Source organism: Haloplanus ruber, from assembly GCF_024494725.1.
GTDB classification, from domain to species: Archaea; Halobacteriota; Halobacteria; order Halobacteriales; family Haloferacaceae; genus Haloplanus; species Haloplanus ruber.
In genome coordinates this window covers 1,177,173-1,201,619 of record NZ_JANHDK010000001.1, presented here as the reverse complement: position 1 = coordinate 1,201,619, position 24,447 = coordinate 1,177,173, and the positions used below count along the sequence as shown (strand labels likewise).

Annotated in this window: 21 protein-coding genes; 10 read left to right on the top strand and 11 right to left on the bottom strand. The window is 67.4% G+C overall.

Going from position 1 to position 24,447, the window contains the following annotated elements:
• Positions 1-14: 14 nt before the first annotated feature.
• On the bottom strand, positions 15-878 hold the full coding sequence (locus tag NO878_RS06405; RefSeq protein ID WP_256405130.1) for an MBL fold metallo-hydrolase: 864 nt from the start codon (positions 876-878) through the stop codon (positions 15-17).
• 204 nt (positions 879-1,082) lie between these two features.
• Between NO878_RS06405 and NO878_RS06400 the strand changes: the two genes are divergently transcribed.
• From NO878_RS06400 to NO878_RS06390, 3 genes are read left to right on the top strand one after another with little or no spacing between them, the layout of a single operon-like run.
• Positions 1,083-2,438, top strand: coding sequence for a sugar ABC transporter substrate-binding protein (locus NO878_RS06400; RefSeq protein WP_256405129.1), 1,356 nt, complete (start codon positions 1,083-1,085; stop codon positions 2,436-2,438).
• Between the two features lie 6 nt (positions 2,439-2,444).
• Positions 2,445-4,052: a sugar ABC transporter ATP-binding protein gene (locus NO878_RS06395; protein WP_256405128.1), complete on the top strand. Its 1,608-nt coding sequence runs from the start codon at positions 2,445-2,447 to the stop codon at positions 4,050-4,052.
• Position 4,053: 1 nt separating this feature from the next.
• The gene (locus NO878_RS06390; protein ID WP_256405127.1) at positions 4,054-5,061 is read left to right on the top strand and encodes an ABC transporter permease; all 1,008 of its coding nucleotides are present in this window, start codon (positions 4,054-4,056) and stop codon (positions 5,059-5,061) included.
• Between the two features lie 85 nt (positions 5,062-5,146).
• Here the strand turns inward: NO878_RS06390 and NO878_RS06385 are convergent, their stop codons facing one another.
• The gene (locus tag NO878_RS06385) at positions 5,147-5,815 is read right to left on the bottom strand and encodes a cyclase family protein (RefSeq protein WP_256405126.1); all 669 of its coding nucleotides are present in this window, start codon (positions 5,813-5,815) and stop codon (positions 5,147-5,149) included.
• A gap of 114 nt (positions 5,816-5,929) precedes the next feature.
• On the opposite strand from NO878_RS06385, the gene NO878_RS06380 reads away from it, so the two are divergent.
• Complete coding sequence (locus NO878_RS06380) at positions 5,930-7,498, top strand: TCP-1/cpn60 chaperonin family protein (RefSeq protein WP_256405125.1); 1,569 nt, start codon at positions 5,930-5,932, stop codon at positions 7,496-7,498.
• A 43-nt stretch (positions 7,499-7,541) separates the two neighbouring features.
• Here NO878_RS06380 and NO878_RS06375 read toward each other — a convergent pair whose 3' ends face one another.
• Genes NO878_RS06375 through NO878_RS06365 form a run of 3 tightly spaced genes read right to left on the bottom strand, consistent with a single transcriptional unit; the run spans position 7,542 to position 10,550 of the window.
• On the bottom strand, positions 7,542-9,203 hold the full coding sequence (locus tag NO878_RS06375) for a TCP-1/cpn60 chaperonin family protein (RefSeq protein WP_256405124.1): 1,662 nt from the start codon (positions 9,201-9,203) through the stop codon (positions 7,542-7,544).
• A gap of 25 nt (positions 9,204-9,228) precedes the next feature.
• Positions 9,229-10,269, bottom strand: coding sequence for an NADP-dependent oxidoreductase (locus tag NO878_RS06370; protein ID WP_256405123.1), 1,041 nt, complete (start codon positions 10,267-10,269; stop codon positions 9,229-9,231).
• A gap of 47 nt (positions 10,270-10,316) precedes the next feature.
• The gene (locus tag NO878_RS06365) at positions 10,317-10,550 is read right to left on the bottom strand and encodes a MoaD/ThiS family protein (protein WP_256405122.1); all 234 of its coding nucleotides are present in this window, start codon (positions 10,548-10,550) and stop codon (positions 10,317-10,319) included.
• Positions 10,551-10,632: 82 nt separating this feature from the next.
• On the opposite strand from NO878_RS06365, the gene NO878_RS06360 reads away from it, so the two are divergent.
• Complete coding sequence (locus tag NO878_RS06360) at positions 10,633-10,911, top strand: ubiquitin-like small modifier protein 1 (RefSeq protein WP_256405121.1); 279 nt, start codon at positions 10,633-10,635, stop codon at positions 10,909-10,911.
• Here the strand turns inward: NO878_RS06360 and NO878_RS06355 are convergent.
• From NO878_RS06355 to NO878_RS06340, 4 genes are all read right to left on the bottom strand, one after another.
• Positions 10,908-12,593: an aldehyde ferredoxin oxidoreductase family protein gene (locus tag NO878_RS06355; RefSeq protein WP_256405120.1), complete on the bottom strand. Its 1,686-nt coding sequence runs from the start codon at positions 12,591-12,593 to the stop codon at positions 10,908-10,910. The genes NO878_RS06360 and NO878_RS06355 overlap by 4 nt on opposite strands.
• Before the next feature lie 63 nt (positions 12,594-12,656).
• The gene (gene kdgK1 / locus NO878_RS06350) at positions 12,657-13,613 is read right to left on the bottom strand and encodes a bifunctional 2-dehydro-3-deoxygluconokinase/2-dehydro-3-deoxygalactonokinase (protein WP_256405119.1); all 957 of its coding nucleotides are present in this window, start codon (positions 13,611-13,613) and stop codon (positions 12,657-12,659) included.
• A 51-nt stretch (positions 13,614-13,664) separates the two neighbouring features.
• Positions 13,665-14,579: a dihydrodipicolinate synthase family protein gene (locus NO878_RS06345; RefSeq protein ID WP_256405118.1), complete on the bottom strand. Its 915-nt coding sequence runs from the start codon at positions 14,577-14,579 to the stop codon at positions 13,665-13,667.
• A gap of 42 nt (positions 14,580-14,621) precedes the next feature.
• Entirely contained in the window at positions 14,622-15,866 is a 1,245-nt protein-coding gene (locus NO878_RS06340; RefSeq protein ID WP_256405117.1) for an HAD family hydrolase, read from the bottom strand.
• Between the two features lie 101 nt (positions 15,867-15,967).
• Between NO878_RS06340 and NO878_RS06335 the strand changes: the two genes are divergently transcribed.
• Genes NO878_RS06335 through trmB form a run of 3 tightly spaced genes read left to right on the top strand, consistent with a single transcriptional unit; the run spans position 15,968 to position 18,707 of the window.
• On the top strand, positions 15,968-17,020 hold the full coding sequence (locus NO878_RS06335; RefSeq protein WP_256405116.1) for a glucose 1-dehydrogenase: 1,053 nt from the start codon (positions 15,968-15,970) through the stop codon (positions 17,018-17,020).
• Complete coding sequence (gfcR, locus tag NO878_RS06330; protein WP_256405115.1) at positions 17,017-17,658, top strand: transcriptional regulator GfcR; 642 nt, start codon at positions 17,017-17,019, stop codon at positions 17,656-17,658. The genes NO878_RS06335 and gfcR overlap by 4 nt, the downstream gene beginning before the upstream one ends.
• The gene (gene trmB / locus NO878_RS06325; protein ID WP_256405114.1) at positions 17,655-18,707 is read left to right on the top strand and encodes an HTH-type sugar sensing transcriptional regulator TrmB; all 1,053 of its coding nucleotides are present in this window, start codon (positions 17,655-17,657) and stop codon (positions 18,705-18,707) included. The genes gfcR and trmB overlap by 4 nt, the downstream gene beginning before the upstream one ends.
• 22 nt (positions 18,708-18,729) lie before the next feature.
• Here the strand turns inward: trmB and NO878_RS06320 are convergent, their stop codons facing one another.
• The gene (locus NO878_RS06320; RefSeq protein ID WP_256405113.1) at positions 18,730-21,963 is read right to left on the bottom strand and encodes a hybrid sensor histidine kinase/response regulator; all 3,234 of its coding nucleotides are present in this window, start codon (positions 21,961-21,963) and stop codon (positions 18,730-18,732) included.
• A 116-nt stretch (positions 21,964-22,079) separates the two neighbouring features.
• On the opposite strand from NO878_RS06320, the gene NO878_RS06315 reads away from it, so the two are divergent.
• Positions 22,080-22,631 carry a hypothetical protein gene (locus tag NO878_RS06315; RefSeq protein WP_256405112.1) on the top strand — a complete coding sequence of 184 codons (552 nt, stop codon included), beginning with the start codon at positions 22,080-22,082 and terminating at the stop codon, positions 22,629-22,631.
• Here NO878_RS06315 and NO878_RS06310 read toward each other — a convergent pair whose 3' ends face one another.
• A complete protein-coding gene (locus NO878_RS06310; RefSeq protein WP_256405111.1) occupies positions 22,632-23,141 on the bottom strand; it encodes a GbsR/MarR family transcriptional regulator in 510 nt (169 codons plus the stop codon).
• Positions 23,142-23,749: 608 nt separating this feature from the next.
• Between NO878_RS06310 and NO878_RS06305 the strand changes: the two genes are divergently transcribed.
• Positions 23,750-24,445, top strand: a complete 696-nt coding sequence (locus NO878_RS06305; RefSeq protein ID WP_256405110.1) for an HD domain-containing protein — start codon at positions 23,750-23,752, stop codon at positions 24,443-24,445.
• Positions 24,446-24,447 lie beyond the last annotated feature (2 nt).

Here is a 24,447-nt window from a genome sequence, read left to right as displayed (position 1 = left end):
TGGCCTCGCGGGCCTCACTCCCGTAGGCACCGCGCCCGCTTCGGTCCGGGTTCGGCGATGCTGAAGCGGTCGCCGATGACCGCGTGTTCGATCACCTGAGGGTAGGTGAACGAGGCGGCGTGGTGGCTGAGGACGTTCGGATCGGCGCCGAGTCCGCGCCACATGTCGTAATGTGTCGGGAGGAGGCGGTCGAGTTCGAGTTGGTTGGCTGCCTCGATCACCTGGTTTTCGTCCATATACCAGCGGTTTCGCTCGCCGGCGCCGGTCTCGGGGTCGTAGACGGTCCCGACGGAACCGAGTGCGAGTGCGCCGACGTCGATGTCGAACGCGTCGGCGACGGCTCCGAAGGCGTCGGGTGCAGGGCGACTGTCTCCGCCGTGGAAGAACGTCCCTGAGGCGTGTTCGACCACGTAGCCGACCTCGCCGAGTGCGTCCGGGTCGTTGGTCGCTACCGCGTGAATCGTGAGGTCGCCAACCGTGAACGTCTGCCCGGGTTCGACGACGTGTTTTCGCTCGCTCGGCACCCGCATCGCTCCGTCGTAGTCGGCCTCCTCGTAACACGCCGTGGTCGCGTACACGTCGGCACCCAGATTCTCGACCAGCGGGCCGTATGACGGCGGATGCATGTGGTCGATGTGTTCGTGGGTCGCCAACACCGCATCACACTCGGTCGCGTCCGCCGGATCGAGCGGAACGGGGAGCATCCGAATCAGGTTCGGTGGTTCCCCGTCGGCGAAGTACGGATCGACGTAGACGGTGGTCTCGGGGCTCCGGAGGACGAACCCGTTACACCCGAGATACCACAGGGTCAGTTCGTCGGGGACGGCGCCCTCGACCTCTTCGCGGATGAACCAGTCGCCCCATGTTGAGTGAATCACACATCAATCACCTCCTCGCCGTTCATAAATTCTTTCGCCGGGCCACCACCGCCATCGACAGGCAGCGGATACGTTAGTCAACGAACACGACAGAGTCATCGAATTTTGCCGCGATATTCGTGCTGACATGTCTGTTCGACTGTCTACTTGGAGAACAGGAATATTCAAAATGTTTATGCCAATCTGTTCCGATTATTTATATGCATGATAGATGATAACGAATTGGGGGCCCCGGTAGATCGGCGCCGATACCTCGCGGGTATCGGGGCTGGCATCACCGCGGGTGTCGCCGGTTGCATGGGTGGCGACGGAGGCGACGGCGGCGATGGCGGCGACGGTGGTGGCGGGGGCGGCGAATTCACGTACGACGGCGAAATCGATAGCGCGTTCGTCTCCCCGGACAACCTCGAAAACGACATCTGGCAGGTGTTTCTCGCGGGTGCCCGGGAGGCCGCGTCGGCGCTCGATCTCACGGTGGATTATCAGGCACACGGCGGCCAGGAGTCCCAGCAAATCTCCCAGCTTCAGTCCGCGACCACCAGCGGTTCCGACATCATCACCGGCACGGCGTATCAGAACTCCGGCGTTCGATCGATCGCCGAGACGGCCGCGGAGGCCGGCGTGCCGTTCATCGGCTACTGGACGATGGCCACGTGGTGGACGCCGATGGACTCGGGACCGGAGTTCCTCCAGTACCAGATCCCGGAAGTCGTCCGCACGGGGGCCGCCACGGCTCGCGTCCTCTTCGAAGCGATGGGCGGGTCGGGTAACTTCGTCCACATCACCGGCGTCCCGGGACACGTCGGGTCCCACCGAAACGAGGGCGTACAGGTCGCGATGGAAGACTATCCCGATATCGAACGGCTTGGCGACCCGATCCCGAGCGACTGGACCCGGTCTACGGGCCGCCAGGCCATGTCCGACTTCATCTCGCAGTACGGCGACGATATCGACGGCGTGTACGGACAGAACGACGGCGTGGCACTGGGCGCCATCTCGGTGCTCGAGGAGAACGACATGGAGGTTCCGGTCGTCGGCTACGACGGCTTCCAGGAGTCGGTCGAACTCATCCGCGACCGGACCGGCGGCGACGGTCAGCCCTGGCTCGCGGGCGTGTTCGCGGCACAGCCGTTCTGGCAGGGCGGCTGGGCCGTGGTCAGGGGATACGATTGGCTGCACGGCTGGCGGCCGGAGGTTCCCGAGCGGATGATGTTCGGCGGTGGCGCGATGATCATCAACGACGCGCTGTCACAGGACACCTTCAGCGACCTCGATGTGTCCTTTACCAGCCCTCAGAAGTATCTCGACGTCGCCTTCTCCGATGGGTCCTCCCCATACGACTGGGAGGCGATGTCCATCGAGGAGAGCGGCGACAGCTGGGACCCCCAGAACCTCTTGAGTCCGATCAGACAGGAGGACTTCAGCCAGTTGCTGTGGACGGAGGAAAACAGGCCCTCGAACTACGAAGTCCCCGACGCGTACGCCGATACCGAACTCTTCGACGAAATCGAGCAGGACTACCGAGACCGGTTCGAGAACGGGAACGACCCGTACGCATAGCCGAGGATGATAGGCACGATATCCGGCGACCGATCCCTCTCCGAGCGTGACGAGGACGCGGCTGACACGGCCGCGCCGAGACTCGAAATCGAGTCCATCTCCAAGTCGTTTCGTAGCGTCGACGCACTGAGTGACGTGTCCATCGCCATCGAGACCGGAGAGGTTGTCGGCCTCGTCGGTGAGAACGGCGCCGGAAAGAGTACGCTCTTGAAGCTGCTGACCGGCATCCACCGGCCCGATTCCGGACGGATCGTCCTCAACGGCAGCCCCGTACAGATCGACGGCCCGCGGGACGCCGCCCATCGCGGCATCGCCATCGTCAAACAGGAACAGGACGTCGTTCCGAACCTCACCGGCTACGAGAACCTCTATCTGGACCAGATTCCCGACTTCACACGGTTCGGGATCGTCAACACCGATCGGATGCGGTCCCGAGCCGAACAGGTGATCGAGGAACTCGGTATCGAACTCGACCTGGCCGCGCCCGTCTCGTCGTACTCGTTCACCGAACGGCAGATGCTCGAGGTTTCGAAGGCGTTCAGCGAATCGATCGACACCGATCATCCGATCATCCTCCTCGACGAACCGACCGCCGGACTGGACGAAGACGGCCGCGAACTCCTGTTCAACCGGATCGACGAACTCCGCGAGCGCGCCTCGTTCGTGTTCGTCTCCCACGAACTCGACGAGGTACTCGAAGTCAGCGACCGGATCTACGTCCTCAAGGACGGCTCGCTCGTCGACGAGTTCGACGCCGCCACGGCCGACGAGTCGATGCTCCAGCGCGCCATGGTCGGCCGCGAAACCGCCGACGAGTACTACCGGACCAGCCGCCAACCCTCGATCCCTTCGACGGCGGACGTTGCGCTCCGCGCTGACGGTCTCACGGTGGCTGGGGACGTCGACGACGTCTCCTTTTCAGTACGAGACGGGGAGATATTTGGCATCGTTGGCGTCGAGGGCTGTGGCAAGAACACGCTGGGGCGAGCGCTCTGTGGCGTCGACCCGCCCGACGGCGGTACTGTCCACGTCCACGGCGACCCAGTCGACCCAACGTCGCTGGGCCGGATGGTCGAGACGGGGATGGGATACGTCCCGAAGGACCGGAAGGCCGAGGGATTGCTTCTCTATCAGCCCCTCACGATGAACGTCTCCCTTCCCAGCATCGGGACCGAACGGACCAGTCACAGCCTCGGCGGGGTCGGCTCGCTTCTGTCGCTCATCGACGGCGGGAAAGAGCGCGAGATGGCCGCCGAGTCGGTCGAACAACTCGACATCAAGACGCCCAGACTCGACTCGCTGGTCTACCAACTCAGCGGCGGCAACCAGCAGAAGGTCGTCCTCGCGAAGTGGCTGCAACGCCAGAGCGACGTGCTCGTCATGGACAACGTCACCCGCGGCATCGACGTCGCGGCCAAAGAGGAAGTGTATCGCGTCTGCCGCGAACTCGCCGAGGACGGGGTGTCGATGGTGTTCATCGGCGACGAACTCCCCGAGGTCATCGGCATGTCGAACCGCATCGGCGTGATGAAGAAGGGTCGCCTCGTCGACGCCGTCGACGCACCGGTCGGCGACAAACCGACCGAAGAAGCGCTTATCGAGATGATGATCTGATATGGCGGACGGAACGCTACTCGACAGAGCGGGTGCACGGCTCACGAAGATACGGGCGGAACGGACGCCACAGGACTGGGTGATCGACCTCGGTCCGTTCGTCCTACTGTTCTTGCTCGTCATCGCGTTCAGCATCGCGTCGCCGAACTTCTTCACCGTGTCCAACCTGGTCGACAACGTCCTCCGGAACAGCACGATCCTCCTTCTGGTCTCGCTGGCCGGGACCTTCCCGATCCTCCAGCAGAGTATCGACCTCTCGATTGAATCGATGGTCGGGATCACGGGCGTCATCGCCGCCATGCTGATCTCCGACTACCAGTTGGGAGTGCTCGCGCTCCTCGTGGCGGTCATCGCCGGAACCGTCTTCGGCGCGCTCAACGGCATCGTATTCGCGAAACTCAAGATCCCCTCCTTTCTCGTCACCCTTGGATCGCTCTCGATTCTCTCGGGGTCGGCCCTGCTGTTGACCGGCGGCACGTCCGTCCCCTACCGGGACCCGAGCGTTCGGTGGGTATCGACGGGTGAACTCATCTTTTCGATTCCGAATATCGTTATCTGGGGGCTGTTGTTCTACCTGCTGATGACGTTCATCGCGTTCAAGACGCCCTTCGGCAGGTACTGTTACGCCCTCGGCGAGAACGAGGAGGTCGCCGACCTCTCGGGTGTCCGCGTCGACCGATACAAGATCGGCGCCTTCGTCGTCTCGGGGCTGCTCTGTGGCGTCGCCGGCGCGCTTCTGGCCGCCCGGACGTCCTCCGCCTCCCCCGGCATGGGCACCGGACTGCTCCTCCAGTCCATCGCCGCCATCGTGATGGGCGGGACCGCTCTCACCGGCGGCGTCGGCGGCCCCCATCGGACTCTCCTCGGCGTCCTCGTCATCGGCGTTCTCGCGAACGGCATGAACCTGGTTGGCATCCAGTCGTTCGTGCAGGAAATCGTTCTCGGGTTCGTCGTCATCATTGCCGTCGCGATGTCGATGGACCGCCGCAAGATCGACATCGTGAAGTGAGCTATCACCCCGGCTCACCCCCGGGGTCCCGACGCTGTCCGCCCCGTGTCGGCCGCGGCATACTGACCGCGGACGACGGGCGCCGTCACTGTGCCCGAACGAGCAACCGTACCTGCGAGCCGTCGCGCCCCTCGTACGGGAGCGGCGTGCAGACGACGTCGTACCGCCCGGGGTCGAGTGCTCCGAGGTTCGCGACACCCTCGACGATGCGCACGCCGTTTCCGAGGAGCCGCCGGTGGATCTCGTGGTCGTCGATGCTCGCACCGGGGGCGTCAACCCCGAGCGCGTCGGTTGCGATCACCGACACCTCCCGGTCGAGGAGGAACTCCACGGCCGCCATCGAGGGGTAGGCGTACTCGTGGAGATACACCTCCGGGGGCGTTTCGGTCGGGTCCGTTCCCGTATCGAGGATGACGAAGTCACCGGGGTCGAGCCGAACCGACTCGACTGCGCTCGCGATTCGCTCGCGGGAGATGGCCGTCCCGCGGTCGACATCCCGACAGTCGACGACGACGCCCTCGGTAAGCATCTCCGCCGGCGAGACGTCGTCGATGGTGTCGTACTCCGCGGCCGGGAAGAAGTGTGTCGGGGCATCCATATGCGTGCCACAGTGTGTCTCCAGATGGAGCCGTGTGATGTTGACGCCGTCGTCGTCGTACGTGGCGACGTCCTCGAACTCCGGGAGTGTGTGTCCGGGTGGGTGGGTCGCGACGTCCTCCGTGATGGGCTGTGTCAGGTCAGTCCACTGTTCCATGACGCTCGGTTGACAGCCGTGCGGTAAAGCTTCACGTGTCACGTCGGCGGCGTCGGGGACGGCCCGGCTGACCGATACGACACATTATTCATCCCACGGGATACGATGGCGTGCATGGTCAACGAGGAGCTGGTCACCGGCGTCCGCACCGTCTGTGACGTCGTCGAAACCGCTCTCGGTCCGTTCGGGGCGAACAAACTGCTGATACAGCGGGACGGCACCGTGACGGCGACCGCCTCGTCGGCAGAGCTACTCGACCGGCTCGACGTGTCCGATCCGGCGGTCACACTCCTCGATACGGCTGCCTCGGACTTCCACGATGTGTACGGGGACGGCACCGGGACTGTCGTGACGCTGGTTGGTGCCCTCCTCCGCGAGGCAGACCGCCTCGCCGAGCGTGGCCTTCACCCGACCGCGATAGAACGGGGGTTTCGCGAGGGACTCGACGTCGCACTCGACGCCGTCGACGGCGCGGCCCGTCCACTCTCGGAGTACGGACCGGCCGCCGTCGCCCGGACCACTCTCACGGCGACCCGGAACCCACAGGTCCGCCGATCCGTCGCGGCACAGATTGCCGACGCCGTCGCCGAGGCCGGTCCCGACGCCCGCGAACGCATCCAGGTCGTCTCCCGGGCCGGCGGTGCGACAGCCGAGACGAATCTCGTTCCGGGGGTCGTGATCCAGCGGGGACCGGTGCTCGAATCCATGCCCCGGTCGAAAGGCGAGACGGGGATTGCCGTCCTCTCCTCGACGGTCGACGTCCCCCACGCGGGGAGCCAACTCGGTCGGGTCAGCCGCCGCGTCACGCTCGACGCCAACTCCTTTGCGGACCGCGAGGCGCTCCGCGAACACGAGTCCGATGCGTTCGCCGCACAGTTACAGGCGGCGGTCGACGCCGGCTGTGGTGTCGTCGTCACCGAGCGAGCGATCAACGAACGCGTCGAATCGGCACTCGCCGCGGCGGGAGTTCTCGGTATCAACCGCGTCGACGCCGACGTGGCCGACCGGGTGGCACGGGCGACCGGCGCGACGGTCGTCCCGACGCTCGATCAGGTCTCGGCGGCGACGCTCGGCACCGGCGACGTGGACGTCCGCCGCAAGGCCGGCCGGGACATGACGTTCGTCACGTCCGAGGCCGGCGAGCCGACCCACACCCTGTTCTGTCGGGCGCCCGACCCGCGGACGGTCGGTGCCTTCGAGCGTTCGGTCGAGGCGGCTGTCGCGGCGACGGCCGCGGCGACCCGCGACGAACGAATCGTCCCCGGCGGCGGGGCCGTCGAAGCCACCGCCGCCCGAGCCGTCGACCGGGCTGCCAGATCGCTCGCCGGCCGTCACCAACTCGCCGCCGACGGGTTCGGAAACGCCCTGCTCGCCGTCCCCCGGGCGCTCGCGGCCACGGCCGGCGTGGACGCCGGGCGAGCGGAGGTCCGACTGCGCGTCGCCCGCGCCGAGGGGCGGGACGCGGTCGGCATCGACGTCCTCGGGGGGACGACCGGCGACATCCTCGGCGAGTCGCCGGTCGTCGAACCCGCGTCGCTGAAAGCCGCCGTGTTGACGACGGCCGCCGAGGCGGCGATCCAGCTAGTACGGATCGACGAGCGACTCGACGCGACCGACCTCGGCGACGAGGAGGAACGAGAGCCGGCCCCCGAGGCGTCCGACGCCGACACAGAGGCGGCCTGAGTCCGGTGGTCGCCGGCCGTCGGAGCACACCGGCGGCGGACGGCTACTCGCGTTCGGATCGCGGCGTGTAGCCGTACAGTTCGACGTTCGGATACAGCACTGCGTCGATGGTGAGCAGTTGCTCGACGATGGCGGCCGCCGTCTCGATGGCCTGAGAAAACACCCGCCGTGGTTCGACGATTCCGGCTGTCCACGCGTCGATCCGCTCGCCCGTGTCGGCGCTCAGGCCCGTCGCCGTCGGCCCGGACGCGTGTGCCGCCCGCAGGTCGGTCACGGCGGTGACGGGATCGTAGCCGGCGTTGCGAGCGAGCACGGCCGGGAGCCGTTCGAGGGCGTCGGCGAAGGCACGGACGGCGAGTTGCTCACGGCCGCTCACCGTCGTCGCGCCCTCGCGGAGTGAGGCAGCGACCGCCGCGGCCGGCGCGCCCGCCCCCGGCAATACTTGGCCGTCGATGGCGGCCGTGGCGGCCGTTTCGAGTGCGTCCGTGACTGCCGCCTCTCGCCGTTGTACCTCCGCCTCGGTCGCCCCACCGGTGACGATGGTGTTGACGGTCCCCGGACAGCCCTCGAAGGCGGTCCAGACCTCGCCGTCGGCCCGCCGCTCCACGACCCGGTCGGCCCGTCCCAGGTGATCCGTCGTCAGGTCGTCGAGGTTCGAGACGACCGTTCCCCCGGTCGCCGTCGCGAGCCGATAGACGTCCTCCTTTGGATAGGTCGCCTTGTCTACGACTGCGAGACCCGCCCGCTCGAACGACGTGACGACCGACGCGTCGAGTTTCTCCAGTGCGACGAGCACGTCGACGCCCGCCTCGACGAGGCGTTCGGCCGCGGCGTCGATCCGGGCCTCCAGTTCGGTCCGGTAGCGGGTCGCCGCCTGCGGCGAGGAGAGGTGAACGCCCTCGCCACCGTCGAGGACGCTCGCGGTCTCCTCGAAGTCGATCTCCCGGTCGACGACCGCCACCTTGGCGTCCGTGATCGGCGCGGTGACGCCCTGTCCGTTCGGGTCGGCATCCGCCGGACGGGACAACACCAATCCGTCGTACGTTTTCGTCTCGACGCCACGGGCCGCGAGCACCTTCGCGTGGTCGGTGTTGATCCAGTCGTCGTCGCCCGCGTCACCGAGACGGCGGACGGTCGCGGCGACGCGTTCGGACAGGTCCCGCCGCACGTCCCGGTCGAGTGCCGTCGTCATCGTCGTCGCGGCGACGTTCGCGAGCATCACCTCGTCGTCGGCGTCGACGGGGCGGGCGAGGCCGTCGAGCACCTCGCCGGCGTGGGAGCGAGCGATGCCGTACCCGACGACGACGTCACTGGGTGCGAGTCCCCGCTCGACGAGGTCGAACCCTTCGTCCATCAGCGCGCCCGCGATGAGCACCGACGCCGTGGTCCCATCGTGCAGGCGGCTCCGCATCCCGTCGACGCCGTCGACGAACAGCGCCGCGACCGGGTGGCCGAACCCGTCGCCGTTCTCGATGGCGTCGAAGAGCCGTCCGGCGTCGTCGATCCGGCGCAGAGCCGCGCGGTTCTGCGGGTCGGCCGTATCGACGAGTTTCTCCATCCCTGCCGGTCCGTACGTCGACTCGACGAGGGCGACCGTCGCGTCGACGGCCCCCCGGACGTACTCGCGGGCGTCCTCGTCGCGGATCGTCCAGTCGCTTCGGTCCCGGTCGTTGAGGCGGGCGTCGTCACTTCGCTGAACGGCCATACGGGTCTCTCGCCGTCGGTCGTGATTAATTCTCGGTGTTCTCGCCCGACTGTGCCGCCTCGGCGACCCGCACCACCTGCTTGCCGATGTTGTCGCCGCTGAACAGGCCGAGGAATGCCTCCGGGGCGTGCTCTAGACCCTCGACGACCGTCTCGCGGTGCCGGAGGTCGCCGTCCGCCACCCACCCCGCGAGGCGCTCGGCCGCTCGGTCGAAGCGGGGCGTGTAGTCGCTCACGAGCAAGCCCTGCACCGTCGCCCGCGGCGCGATGAGCTGTGGGAGCTTCCGCGGTCCCGTCGGCACCGCCTCGTCGTTGTAGTGGGCGATCTGTCCGCAGACTGCGACGCGAGCGTCGACTTCGAGGCGCGTGAACACCGCGTCGGTGATCGGCCCGCCGACGTTGTCGAAGTAGACGTCAACCCCGTCCGGCGCGGCATCGTCGAGAGCCGCCCGGTAGTCGTCGGTCGTCGCGTAGTTGATCGCGGCGTCGAACCCCAGGTCGTCGACGAGCCAGTCGACCTTCTCGTCGGTGCCGGCGAAGCCGACGACCCGACAGCCTTGGAGCTTCGCGAGTTGGCCGACAGTCGAGCCGACGGCGCCCGCGGCCCCGGAGACGACGACCGTCTCGCCAGCCCGCGGCTCGGCGACGTCGAACAGCCCGAAGTAGGCCGTCCGGCCCGGCATCCCGAGAACGCCGAGGTAAGCCGGGAGGTCGGCGACCGACGGGTCAACCTCGGTCACGTCGTCGCCGTCGAGGACGGTGTAGTCGGCCCACGACCCTCGACCGGTGACAAGATCGCCGACCGCGTATCCGTCGTGTTCGCTCTCGACGACTTCGCCGACGACGCCGCCCGAAAGCGGGTCGCCGACGGCCCACGGCTCCGCGTACGACGCCGTATCACGCATTCGGCCGCGCATGTACGGGTCGACCGAGAGGTAGTGGACGGACACGAGGAGTTCGCCGTCGTTCGGCGTCGGCCGCTCGCCCTCGCGCATCTCGAAACAGTCCAGCTCCGGTTCACCCTCGGGTCGCGCGGCGAGGTGCCATCGGCGGTTCGAATCGCGCATGGATCGGCTTCGAGGTGGGGACGTAGATGCCTTCCGACCGCGGAACCTCACTCCCGCATCGGGGACTGCGACAGCGCGACGGTGTCCCCGTCCGCGAGTGCCGCGTCCCGATCCGCGTGCTCGCCGTTTACCAGCACGACCAACCCACCGGAGAACGACCCCGTCGCCCCCAGGGTTCCGAGCAGGTCGTCGACCGTCGCGCCGGTTTCGAGAGTACGCGGGCCGTCACCCTCGTCGACCGCCGCCGCCACCTCGCCGTAACATCGAACGTCGACACGCACGGGCGGACTGGGCGCTCGGCGGGCAAAAGTTCCCGGGGGAGAGAGGGACACCTACAAGACTGCGCGGGGCGTCGTGCCGACGATGGAGGTTCACTTCGACTTCTTCGGTCCGTTGCGGGAGGCCGTCGGCCGAAAGCGCGTCACCCGCACGTTCGAGGCGGGGACGACCGTCGGCGCGGCTCTCGACGCGCTCTGTGACGCCTTCGACGGCTTGGACGACTACCTGCGGACAGAAGATGGGTCCCGGCGGGCGACAGTAACTGTCGACGGACGAAACGTCCGCCAACTGGACGGCGACGAGACGACCCTTTCGGACGGCGCCGTGATTCGGCTCGCACCGCCGGTCGTCGGCGGTCGTTAGTCGGCCGTCGACGACTGGGTGGCGGCGTACTCGGCGACGGTGTCGTCGGAGACGGTGCCGTCCGGATTCCAGCCACGCAGCGAGTAGTACTCCTCGATGGCCGCCTCCATCCCCGGGATGTCGTAGGGGAGGCTGTCGGCCGCGCGGTCCATCCCGCGCTCGTTGTTGAAGTGTCGCTCCAGTTCGACCGTCTTGGCGCCCATCCGCTGGAGTTCCTCGTAGTCGCACTCGAACAGCGCCTCTAAGGTCTCCTCAGTCACGTGGCCGGTGCCGCCGGCGAAGGCACAGACGATCCCCGAGTCGCGGAAGGCGGCGTGGTTCTCGCGGCGCATCACGAGTTCCGGCTTGCCCTCTAGGGTCTCGGGATCGACCTCGCCGTCGTACTCGACGCGGAGCGTGGTGGAGTACATGTGGTCGCCGCCGCGGTTCGCGACGGCGTAGCTGAGCGCCTGCCCGTAGAGGACGCGGCCGTCGTGGGCGGCGAACTCCATGTCCTTGACCGTGTAGTTGCGGACGCCGAGTTCGTCGGCCGCGCGCGAGATTCCTTCGGCGAGCAGGTCACCGACTCCCTCGCGGGTGGCAATCTGCTCGATGGTTTCGTGGATCAGATCGGCGTTGCCGAACTCGTCCTCGGCCGCGAGATAGGCGGCGATGGCGTTGCCACAGGAGATGGTGTCCATCCCGTAGACGTCACAGAGTTCGTTCGACTGCATCACGTCGACGATGTCGCCCACCTCGCAGTTGCTCCCGAACGAGAACACCGTCTCGAACTCCGGCCCCTCCGTCTCGAGACCCGTCTTCTCGTCGCGGGTCGGCAGTTTGCAGGCGAACGCACACATCGAGCACGACCCCTTCTTGTACTTCTTCTCCTCGACGGCGTCGCCACCGATCTTGTCGGCGTCCTCGAAGTGATACTTCTCGAAGTACCGCGTCGGGAGCGCGAAGTTGTCGTTGATGAACTCCGTGCCCCCGGTTGTCCCCTGCCGGCGCATCAGGTCGTCGGAGGTGGCGGCGGCGCTGTGTACCTCCTGTTGGACGTCCTCCGGGAGGGATACGTCCGGTTCGCTGTCGCCCTCGAAGGTGATTGCCTTGACGTTTTTGGCACCGAGAATCGCCCCCATCCCACCCCGGCCGAAGGCCCGACTCTCGTAGGTCATCACGCAGGCAAACCGGACGCGGTTCTCGCCTGCGGGGCCGATGCAGAGGATGTTTTCGGCGTCGAGGCCCCGTTCGCGGTCCACGTACGCGGTCACCTCGGGCACCGTCGCGCCCGCCAGTTCCGGGGCCTCGACGAACTCGACGCCCTCGTCGGTCACGTGGAGGACGAGGAGTTCGTCGGACGCGCCCGTGATTTCGACGGCCGCGTTCCCCGTCTCGACGAAGTTTCGCGAGAGGTAGCCGCCGGCGTTCGTCGACAGGAGGCCGTCAGTCAGCGGCGACAGCCCCGTGCAGTTCATCCGCCCGGTAAACGACATCCCCGACTGCTGGAGCGGGCCGCTCGCGAAGTAGATCCGGTTCTCCGGACCGAACGGGTCGGCATCGAACGGGATCCGGTCGTGTGCCAACTTCGTACAGAGTCCCCGTCCCCCGATGAACGACGACAGCTCCGTCGAGACGTCGACCGTCGACGCCTCGCGTGCTCCGACATCGATGCTGAGTAGTGGTCCTTTCGCGTGATTCATTACCAACCCTCTAGCGTCGTCGGCAAAAAGTCTGTAGGCTCACGAAGTCGCTCCGGCCGTCCGTCAGCGCTCGATATCGGTCTTGCCGCCGTCCTCGACGAGGGCGCGAACCTCGTCCGGGGAGACGCGGGCCATATCGCCCTCGACGGTTCGCTTCAGGGCGGCGGTCGCCGCGCCGTAGGCAAGCGCATCCTCGACGGGCGCGCCGTCCATGCGCTCGGCGAGGAAGCCGCTGGCGAAGGCATCGCCCGACCCGAGCGGATCGACGGTGTCGGCCGGGAACGTCTCCTGCCGGGTGACCGACCCGTCGTGTAAGGCGAGGGCGCCCTCCTCGCCGAGCGTGACGACAACCGTTTCGAAGCCGTACTCGGCGGTCAGGTCGCGAGCCATCCGCTCGGCGTCGCCGTCGAGCGCGAGCACCTCGCGGGCGTCCCGTTCGGCGACGAACAGAACGTCGACCGACGGCAACAGGTTGGTGAGCGTCGTTCGGGCCGCCGCGGGCGACCAGAGCTTCTCTCGGTAGTTGACGTCGAAGGCCGTCCGGACGCCGGCGTCGCGGGCCGTCTCGAGGAGGGTCCCGGTTGTCTCGGCCACCTTCTCTGACAGTGCCGGCGTGATGCCGGTGGTAAAGAACACCTCGGCGTCGCGAACCCGGTCGAGCGGTGCGTCGGCGGGTGTGGCGTCCCTGATCGGCGCCCCCTCGCGGTCGTAGATCACGTCGCGGCCGCGGGGCATCCCCCCGCGCTCGAAGTAGTACGTCCCGACGCGGCCCATCTCTGTCCACGTGACCAGCGGTTCGACCCCCTCCCCGCGGAGCGCGTAGGCGATCCGTTCGCCCAGGTCGGTTGCGGGCAACAGCGACGCCCACGCCGCGTCGACACCGAGGTTCGCAGCCCCCACGGCGACGTTGCTCTCGGCGCCACCGACGTGGACGTCGAGGCGGTCGACACGCGAGAGGCGGTGGCCCCGGGGTGGCGTGAGGCGCAGCATCGTTTCACCGAACGTGACGAGTTCCGACATACTCGGTTCCAAAGCCCTGTGGCGGTTAATACCGGTGGTTCCGCGGGCGGCCTACAGCATCCCGAGTTCGCGAAGCTCCGACCGCAGGGCTGCCCGTTCGTCGTCGTCCATCGTCCGGAGCGGCGCCCGGAGGCCGCCGGCGTCGAAGGAGAGGTCCCGTAGCGACAGCGCGGTCTTCACCCCGGCCATGTAGGGGCCGCGTTTCAACGCCGACCGGACGGCAAAGACCCGCGACTGGAGGCGCCGCGCCTCCGCCTCGTCGCCGGCGTCGTAGGCGTCGTATAGGTCGACGACGAGTTCCGGGAAGGCGTTGGCGACGGCGCTCACCAGCCCGGCACAGCCGGCCGCCAGCCCCGTGAACAACAGCGAATCCGACCCCGCGAGGAAGGTCAACTCGGGATGGGCGTCGACGGCCTGTCCGAGCCAGGGAACGTCCTTCGAGGAGTCTTTGACACCGGCGACCCCGTCGACGGCGGCGAGACGGTCGAGGGTCGCAAGCGACAGTTCGTTCCCCGTCTTGCTCGGGATGTGATAGACGTACACCGGGACGCCGACGGCGTCGGCGACCGCCCGGTAGTGGGCGACCGCGGCGTCGCCGTCCAGCGGGTAGTAGTACGGCGTGACGACGACGACGCCGTCGGCGCCGGCCGCCGCCGCGTGTTCGGCGTTGGCGACCGTCTCGCGCGTGCTCTCGGTCCCCACGCCCGCGATGACCGGGACGTCGACGGCGTCGACCACCGTCTCGACGACGGCCCGGCGCTCGTCGCCGGTCAGGAGCGGGAACTCGCCGTTCGTCCCCAGCGGAAAGACCGCGCTGGCCCCCCCGTCGACGACGAACTGTGCGTGTGCGGCGGTCGCGTCGTGGTCGACGGCCCCGGACTCGTCGAAGGCCGTCACCGTCGGCGGAACGACACCGTCGAGGTCGAGCGGATCGGCCGTCCCCGGACTCGGCGCTGAGTTCGGCATACGCCTCGTTCGATCCGCGCCGGTGAAAAAGACGCCGACAGCTCAGTCGAGGTCGGCCAGCCGGTTGAGCGCGAGGGCCGTCCGGAGCATCTCGGCGGCATCACCACGGCCGAAGACGAGGTCGTCGGTCGAACGCACGTGATCGAGCACGTCCCCCGAGGCGTGTTCCGGGGCCGCGGCGATTCCCGCCTCGTGTGTCGCGACCCACTCCATCACCCGGAGGTCGCTCTTGCTATCGCCCATCACGAGTGCGAACGGGTCGTCGACGCCGAGGACGCCGAGTGCTGCCTCGACGCCGACGACCTTGTTGAGTTCGCGACTCCCGACCTCGGCGGCGTCGGCCTCGTAGTAGGCGACGTCGATCCGCTCGAAGAGCCTCGACAGCGACGAGGGGACGGCCGCCGCGTCCGCGTCGGGGTGCTCGTCGGCCGCGTCGAGCACCCGGTCGATCTCCGGGTCCGCCGCGGCGTAGTGGGCCCGCGCCCACCCGTCCGGTTCGATGGCCGCGTCGGCGACGTTCGTCACAGCTGCCTCGAGCAGGTCGAGCAGGTAGACCAACCCCTCGTCGATCACCTCACGGGCGCGGTCACTCCCCGTCTCGAAGTTTGGCTTGAGCGTGACGTTGAACTCGTTGCCCTGGAGGTGACAGCTTCGACGGAGGCGCTCGGGCGCCGCCGAGAGGACACGAGAGCGGAGCTCCCGGAACGTCGTTCGGATGTCGTCGTCGAGATCTTCGTAGAGCAGCCGTTTCGTCTGGGCACCGTGACCGGGGGTAAACACGCCCGTCCCGGCCTCGTAGACAACGCTCACGTCGCCGGAGTGGACGAGTTCGTTCCCCAGCCCCTGGATGAGAAATCCCTTGACGTTTTCGAGGGTCTGTCCCGTGCAGATGACGATGGGGACGCCGGCGTCGTGAAACCGTGTGAGGAGGTGGAGCGTCTCCCGCGGGATTTCGTTGTCGGTGCTGCCGGCCGAGCGGAGCGTCTCGTCGACGTCGAGGACGAGAACGTTCACCGGGCGGCCGTACGCGGTGTAGAGGTCGAGACCAGTGAACGCCTGCTCCCGGGTAGCGACACTCGCCACCGTCGCGAACGCCTCACCGTCGGCGGCGTACGCGGACCCGATCTCTCCTTGCATCGCACGGAGTTCCGACGCCGCGCTCCGCCAGTGTTCGAGGGCGACGGGCGAGTCTACCGGGGGGAACAGGTCGACGAACTCCTGGTAGGTGCGCAGTCGCTCCGTGTCGAACTCGTCGTACAGCCGGTACAGTTGGTCGTAGCGTTCCATGGCTCGGTCGGAGACGGCGCCCGAGGGGTCGTCGGATGCGCGTTCAATACATTAACTCGGAAACCGATAAATCTTTTTCGACAGCGATCCATCGAACGAGTATGAGAGCCATCGGCATCGAGACCGGCGGCGACCGGCCGCGACTGTTCGACGTGGCCCGTCCGGACCCGGCGCCGGGGGAGGTGCTCGTACGAACCCTCCGCGTCGGCGTCGACGGGACCGACCACGAGGTGATCGCCGGCGACCACGGCAGTGTTCCCGCGGACGCGGAGTATCTCGTCCTCGGTCACGAGGCGGTCGGCGTCGTCGAGGACCCGACGACCACCGCGTTCGAACGCGGCGACGTGGTGGTCCCGATGGTGCGTCGCCCCCCACCCAGCGGGACCAACGCCTACTTCGAGCGCGCCGAACCCGACATGGCCCCGCCGTCGGACTGTGTCGAGCGCGGGATCGACGGCGCACACGGCTTCATGAGCGAGTATTTCACGAGTCCGGCGCCGTACCTGGTCCCCGTCCCCGCGGCGGACGCACCCTGGGGGTTTCTGGCCGAACCCATCAGCGTCGTGGAGAAGGCACTCGATCTGGCACGGGCCTCGCGGTCGGCGTTCACCTGGACCCCGGAGACAGCGCTGGTGCTCGGTAACGGCCCGTTGGGCCTGCTTGCGGTCGCCGTCCTCGCCCCCGAGATGGACGTCTACTGCCTCGGGCGACGCGACCGACCCGATCCGACGATCGATATCGTCGAGTCGCTGGGGGCGACATACGTCGACGGACGGCAGACGCCGGTCGAGTCGGTGCCGCGCGTCCACGAACCGGCCGACTTGGTCGTCGAGGCGACGGGCGAGCCGCGACACGCCGTCGAGTCGGTCGACGCGCTTGCCTCCAACGGCGTCGCCGCGTTGCTCGGCCTGCCCGGACCTCAGGACCTCACCGTCGACGTGGGTCGATTCCACGAGAGTCTCGTGATGCACAACAAGGCAGTCGTCGGGAGTGTCAACGCCGGCCCGACGCACTTTCACGCGGCCGTCGACCGTCTCGGTGAGCTTCCCGCGTGGTTTTTCGACCGATTCGTCTCCGATTTCGTGCCGGTCGACCGGTTCGAGGCGGCGTTCGACGCCAGCATAAAGGCGGCCGTGGAGTTCGATACCGTATGAAAAACGTTGACGACCTCATCGAGAGCGCGGGCGCACTGTCAGAGCGTGGCTTTTCGAAAGGCGAGATTGCCGACGAGTTGAACGTCTCGCGGGAGACGGCGAGGTGGCTCGTCGAGCGAACGGGCGGGGCCGACCCCTCGTCGACACCGGCGCCCGCCGACGCCGGCGGGCCACACGATATCCACGTCGACTGGAGCGCCATCGGACGCGACTCGGCCCGACTGACCTACGCCGCGAAGGCGATGGCCGACCTCCTCTCGAAGCAGGGCGACGCGGTGGACCTGACGGTCGGCATCGAGAAGGCCGGCGGCCCGCTGGCGACGGTCGTCGCGCAGGAACTCGACACGGATGTCGCGGCGTATGCCCCTCGCAAACACCAGTGGGAGGAAGGCGATATCGGAGAGTTCGAGGGCACGTTTTCCCGGAACTTCGCGGACATTCGCGACCGGGCGTGTTACGTCGTCGACGACACCATCACCAGCGGGACGACGATGACCGAGACGGTCGAGGCAATCCGCGAACGCGGCGGCGACCCGGTCGCCTGCGTCGTCCTCGTCGACAAGCAGGGTGTCGACGCCATCGACGGCGTGCCGATCTACTCGCTGGTGCGGGCGATCCGCGTCGGTGACGACGCATGACCGACGACGACCTCCGCCGGATGCTCACCACCGTCGGCGAGACGTTCGACCTCGGCGAGTACGAGACTGAGGCATACGTAACGGTGCTCGAACACGGGCGGTTGACGGCGACCGAACTCGCCGACCGAACCGACATCCCCCAGCCGCGCGTCTACGACACGGTGCGGGGGCTGGCCGAACACGGGTTCGTCGAGGTTCACGAGTCCCGACCGATGCGGATCGTCGCGGTCGATCCGACGGAGGCGTTCGGCGACGTGCGGACGACCCTCGCCGACCTCGTCGAGGGACTCGAGCGCCGGTACACCGCACCCAGCCGCGGGACCGAGGCGGCGTCGCTCGTCAAGTCCCGACGAACGATCCTCCGATATCTGGAGGACGTGATCACGACCGCGGAGTACGAACTGCTGATCTCGCTGACGCCCGACCTCTTCTCGCGGTTCGAGGAGACACTGGCCGAGCGACGCGCCGAAGGCGTCGCCGTCGACCTCCTGCTCTCGCCGGCCGCCGAGGTGCCCGACGCCGACGCGTACGACTACACGGACGTGGCATCGAGCGTCCGCGCCCGACGAGGCGTGACGACGCCTATCGCCGCCGTCGCCGACGGCGAGTACTCCATCTACACGGCGCGCGAGGCGGTCCGGACCGGCCCCGAGCGATACGGCGTCGTGTTCAACCGCTCGGATCTCGGCCTGCTGGTCTCGGGATTTCTGAACACCGTCGTCTGGGGGTCGGCCACGACGCTGCTCGACCGGGCCGACGGCCGCCCCTATCCGCGGCGGTACGCCTCGCTCCGACGCTGTGTCAACGACCTCAGCGGTCGGGACACCCCTCAGTATGTCACCGTCCGGGGTCGAGACGTGGAGACCGGCGAGCCACGGACCGTCGAGGGTCGGATCGTCGACGTCGCCGGCGACCGCAGTCGGATGACGGCATCGTTGACGGTCCGTACCGACGACGGCGAGGTCGCCGTGGGCGGCCAGGCTGCGGCCTTCGAGGACGTCGAGGCGACCGAACTCGTCGTGGCACCCGACGAACCGCCGGGCACGTGAGTCGGCGGTGCGCCGGGAGCGGTCAGTCCACCGACGTCGTCGGCCCCTCGACGCCGACGATCTCGAAGCGAGCCCCGCCGTCGGCGCTCTCTGTGACCGAGACGGTCCACCCGTGTGCGGTGGCGATTCCCTCGACGATCCGAAGGCCCAGCCCCGTGCCGTCTGGCGACGTCGAGTAGCCCGCCTCGAACACCGACTCGTGGTTCGCCTCGGGGACGCCGGACCCGTCGTCCGCGACGTAGAATCCGCCCTCGCAGTCGCCGACGGTGACGGTGATCGAGTCGTCCGTCGCCCCGCCGCCCTCCGGACGGCGATCAGCGGAGCCGTGCTCCACGCTGTCGTCGGACTCCGCCCGACTGCCTGTCGAACCGTGTTCGACGCTGTCACCGGACTCTGTCCGGTTACCCGTGGAGCCGTGCTCCACGCTGTCGTCGGACTCCGTCCGACTGCCCGTCGAACCGTGTTCGACGCTGTTCCGAATCAGATTCTCGATCAGTTGTCGGAGTCGGCTGCGATCGGCCACGACCGTCCGATCGGTGCGGATATCGAGACTGGCGGCGCCCGTCTCGACGGTCTCCCAGCAGGTTTGGACCAGCGTCGCGAGTTCGATGGGTTCCATCTCTCCGACCTCGGTGCCCTCGCGGGCGAGCGTCAGGAGGTCGTCGATCAACGTCTCCATCCGGTCGAGCGACCGCCGGATCGTCGGCAGATGCTCGCTGTCACACGACTCGGCCAGCAGTTCGAGTTGGCCCATGGCCACGTTCAGCGGACTCCGGAGGTCGTGTGAGAGGACACTCGCGAACGATTCTAGGTGGTCGTTCCGTCTGGCGAGTTCCCCTTCGTGGGCGCGGAGCCGTTCCCGTCGGCACACCTGTTCGAGCGCCGTGGTGAGGCTTCCGGCCAGAATCTCCCCGAGAACCAGATCCCGATGGTCGAAGGCGTCGGGGGCGGTCGATCCCGCGATCAGGATACCGTCCTCGCCGAGCGGCAGGTAGAGTTCGCTCCTGATCACGGAGTCGGGGTTGTAGATGTCCGGATCGGTCTGGACGTCGTCGACTGCGAACGCCTCCCCTTGCTCGTAGCTCCGCCACGCGATGCTCTCCGCCTCGTCGAACGCCGGCGGCTCGCCGATGATTTCGGTGAGTGCGTCCGTGTACGCGACCGGAGCGAGTCCCGCCTCGTCGGTGCGGAGGTGGACCGAGTTCGCATCGAGGCCGAGGATTGTCCGTGCCGCCTCGACGCCGATTTCGGCGATTCCCTCTCGGGTCTCCGCGGCCATCAGCTCCCTGGTCGTCTCGTTCAGGGCTTCGAGGCGCCGTTCGCGTCGCGCGTGCTCGGTCACGTCGCGATACATCCAGAGGTGGCCGTCGCCGTCGAGCAAGTCGATTCGGCGGTGCTTTCGGGTGAACGTTCGGCCGTCCCGAAGAGACAGCGTCTCCTCGTGGCCGTCCTCGTCACCCGCCAACGTCGCCTCGATGCCGTCGACGAACGCCTCGGGGTCCGCGAACAGACCGCTGACCGCCTCGGCTAAGCGCTCACAGTCCTCGCCGACCGTCTCGGGGGGCGTTCCCTGCATCCCGAACAGGTCGAATAGCTGCTCGTTTGTCTTCAGCACGCGCCTGTTCTCGTCCTCGACGAGCACGCCCACCGGAAGCGTGTCGACGAGCGTCGAGAGCACGGTGTTCGTCCGCTCCAGCGCTCGTCGGTTGCGCTCGCGTTCGCTGACCTCGCGTGTCGAGACGATGATCGACGTCACGTTGCCGTCGTCGTCCGCAACGGGGCGGAAGACGCCAGTAATCGAGTAGGGGTCGCCGTTCGGTCGCGTGAGTTCGAGGTCGAACTTGACGTACTCCCCGTCGGCGGCGCGGTCGATCCACGCCTCGGTTCGTGAGGCGGTGTCGTCATCCTCGTCGAACCACGGCGTCCGCGGGAGGCGTCGACCGACGATGTCGGCGTGGTCGGCGTCCACGTACGTCAGCGCCGTCCGGTTGATGTCGAGTACCGTCCCGTCGGTGTCGAGTAGCCCGACGGAGATGTTCGGATCCTCGAAGACGGCGCGGTATCGTCGCTCCTTGCGTTCGAGTTCCGCCTCACGTTTCTTGTACGCGGTGATGTCCCGGGAGATGCCGACCGCCCGGCGATCCGGCGCCCCGTCGGTGTCGACGGTGGCCCGGAGCCAGCGGTGCTCGCCCGTCTCGGCGTCGGGGGTCGTCCGGTATTCGATCTCGCCGCGCTCCCGTTCGCCCTCGATCAACTCTCGGTGGAAGCGTCGAAACGCCGCCCGATCCTCCGGGTGGACGACGGTCTCGCAGTGTGCTTCCCACGTCGGCACCTCTGCGGGAGCGTGATCGAAAAACTGCTCGTAAGTGCCGTGCCGGACGACGGCCCCGGTGTCGAGGTCGATCTCGAAGATGACCGATTGCGTCCGGTCGAGCGCGAGTTGCATCCGCTCCTGTGCCCGTTCGAGTTCGTGCTTTCGTTCCTCGCGTTCCGTCACGTCGACCGCGATGCCGAGCACCGCCTCGTCGCCCTCTGCGAGGTCGTACGGGAGCATCCGGGGTTCGAGGATGTGTGTCTGGCCCGCTGCGTCAGGCAGTTCGACGTCAGTTACGCGCTTTGGCTGGCCCGTCTTCAGCACCTCCTCGACGTCGCTCCGAACCTGGTTGGCCATCTCGTCACCGAGGATTTCGGCGACGGTGGTGCCCTCGATGTCGTCGACGGTGGTGTCGTGAAACTCTGCGAGGGTCTCGTTCGCGAGCAGATACCGCCCCTCGCGGTCCACGACGAACAGGGAGTGCGGGAGCGAGTCGACAATCTCTCGCAAGCGGCGCTCGCTGCGTTCGACCAGCCGCTGCGAGCGGTCGTGTTCGACGGCATTGACGATCCGGTTGGCCAAGACGGCGTACTGGTCGGTCCCGGTCTCCTTCTGGAGGTAGTCGGTCACGCCCGCGGAGATGGCGTCGCTGGCGACTTCCTCGCTGCCTTTCCCGGTAAAGAGGACGAACGGAAGCGAGAGGTTGGTCTTCCGAACGGCTTCCAGAAACTCGATGCCGTTCCGACCGGGCATATCGTAATCCGAGACGACACAGTCGTACTCGTCGACTCGAAGCCGTTCGAGCGCCTCGTCGACGTTGGTTGCCGTCTCGACGGTCAGCTGGTCGTTCTCACGTTCGAGAAAGGTGGCGGTCAGTTCGGCGAAATCGGGATCGTCGTCGACGTGCAGGACGCGAACGGGATCCGGGGGCTCCCAGTTCATCGCCGGCTATACAACCGACGGGCGAATAACCGTTCGGACGTGAGTATCAGGGATGAAAACCTCACCCGATGCTGTCCCACCAAGCTATATCCGGACGCCCCGCACAGGCACAGTCGATGGCTCCCTACGAGGCCTTCGACGAGGACGTGGACGTCCACGGGCGGACGATTCTTCGCGTCGTCGACGACGCACTCGCTCGGTTCGCCGACGCCTACCGGGAGACGGCACGCGACGCCCTCGCGGCGAACGGCATCGACGATCCGTCGCCGGACGAGTGGTATCCCCAGCAGGCCTGGTTGAACACGTTCGAGGTCATCGCGGCGGAACTCGAACCGCACATCCTCGACCGACTCGGCGAACAGATCCCCGACGTCGCCGAGTGGCCGGCCGATCCGGATTCGGTCCCCGAGGGACTGCGTGCCATCGACGACGCCTACCGCCGAAACCACCGCGGCGGCGACATCGGCTTCTACCGGTTCGCCGCAGTCGGTGACCGCGAGGCCGAGATGACCTGTCGAACCCCCTACCCCTGCCCGTTCGACCGGGGCCTGATCCGGGCCGTCGCCAGGAAACACGCCCCCGTCGAGGCCTTCGTCTTCGTCGAAGAGCGGGGCGACCGGTGTCGCCGCGACGGCGACGACGCCTGTGTCTACACCGTCTCCTGGTAGTCAGTCGTCCTCGTAGGCCTCGATGGCGTCGATCAACTCCGTGACGGAGTGGTCCATCGCGAGTTCGAGGAGCGTCTCGAACTCGTCGTATGTGGCCGCCAACGCCTCGATACGGGCGCGTGTCGTCGTGTCCTCGTCGTCGAGGCGGGACAGGGACCGGTCGAGTGTTCGCCGGGTCGTCCCCATCTCCCGAGCGACGTGTTGCTGGAACACGTCACGGACGACGAACCACAGGTCCGCCTCGGGTTCGAACCGGACCCGCCGCCCGCCACCGCCCGAGGAGCGCCGGCGAATCAAGCCGATCCGCGTCAACCGTCGGGTCACGTTGCTGATCGTCGACTTCGCGTACCCCGTCTCCTCGACCAGTTCGGGAATCGACAGGGGTTCGGCGGCGAAGTAGAGCACACCGTACACCCGCCCCGCGCTCCGACTCAACCCGTACACCTCCGCCGACCGCTCCATCGACTCGATGACTTCCTCCCGAGCGGTCCCCGCCTCGTCCCCGCTCATGGTCGCTCCCCGTCGCCGACCGAGGGGTCCGTCCACCGTTCGTTCACGGCCGTACGTGACGAATCGTAAGCATTAAACTGTTCGGTCTGGTTGTTCGGAATGAGCCGAACAAACAGAATAGACGGCTCACTCCCCCGCACCGACACCGGGCCATTCCTCCCCTGTGGTCCGCGCGACGCACGCTTCGGCCCTCCCCCGTAGATGTACCACACGTCACCCCGCACGCGTCCCCGCTGTGATCGTCTCTCCGACCACGCCACCGGGAGTCGGTTCCCCAACCCCTGTCTCGTGGCGCTGCCGGCTGTCTTCCTCCACCCCGCGGTCCCGGTCGTCATCGTCCTTCTCGGACGCCTCCTGGCACGGGCCGTGCCCGAGCGCCCCGGTCGACCATGTCCCGCCGGTTCGCGGAACCCCGCTGGACGACCCTGATCCTCGCGGTCGGTCCCCGGGGTCGGGGTGTCACGGACGGCGGTCACCGGCGCCCGACCGAGCCGCCGATCCACCACACTCACCACTGTTCGCGTCGACCGCCGTTGTCGTAACGCCTAATAGTCGAACAGTCCTTTTTTCGACAATGAGCTACACACGAACGCAACGGAGGTGGAACTGTGGGGGTTGAGATCAAGGAGTCGGCCGTCTCGGACGAGGAGTTCGCGGAGATGAAACGATTCGTCTCAGACTATCTCGTTGCGAGCGTCGAAAACGAGCGCGACGGCGGGCGAATGCGGTGGTATCCGTGGCACAGCGCCGAATACCGCTTCAACCACACGCTGAACGTGGTGGATCTGGCGACGGAAATTGCCAGCCACGAGGGGGCCGACCTCGACGTCGTCCGCGTGGCGGCGCTCTTTCACGACATCGCGAAACTCGAAGCCGAACAGGAGCGCCACGCCGACGAGGGGGCCCGCGTCGCCCGCGAGTATCTCGCGACACACGGCGACTACCCCCAGTCGTTTGTCGATCAGGTGACACAGTCGGTCCGAGAGCACTCCTATCAGGGGCCACTCGCCGATGTCGCTCTGGAGACACAGTGTCTCATTGAGGGCGACATCCTCGATAAGGTCGGTGCCAACGGCACCGTGTTGATGATTCTGCGCATGGGGTACGAGTCGCGCACACACATGGACGCCGGTGAGATGATCGACCGCGTCCTCGAACGCGGCCACGACGCCGCCCGGCGTGTCGAGAGCGACGCCGCCGAGGGCATCGCCCACCAGCGGCTCAAGCGGGTGAAGTGGTTCCGCGAGTGGCTCGAAGACGAGATTCCGGGGCTCGACGGGCCGGACGACCGCGACGACGCGTAACG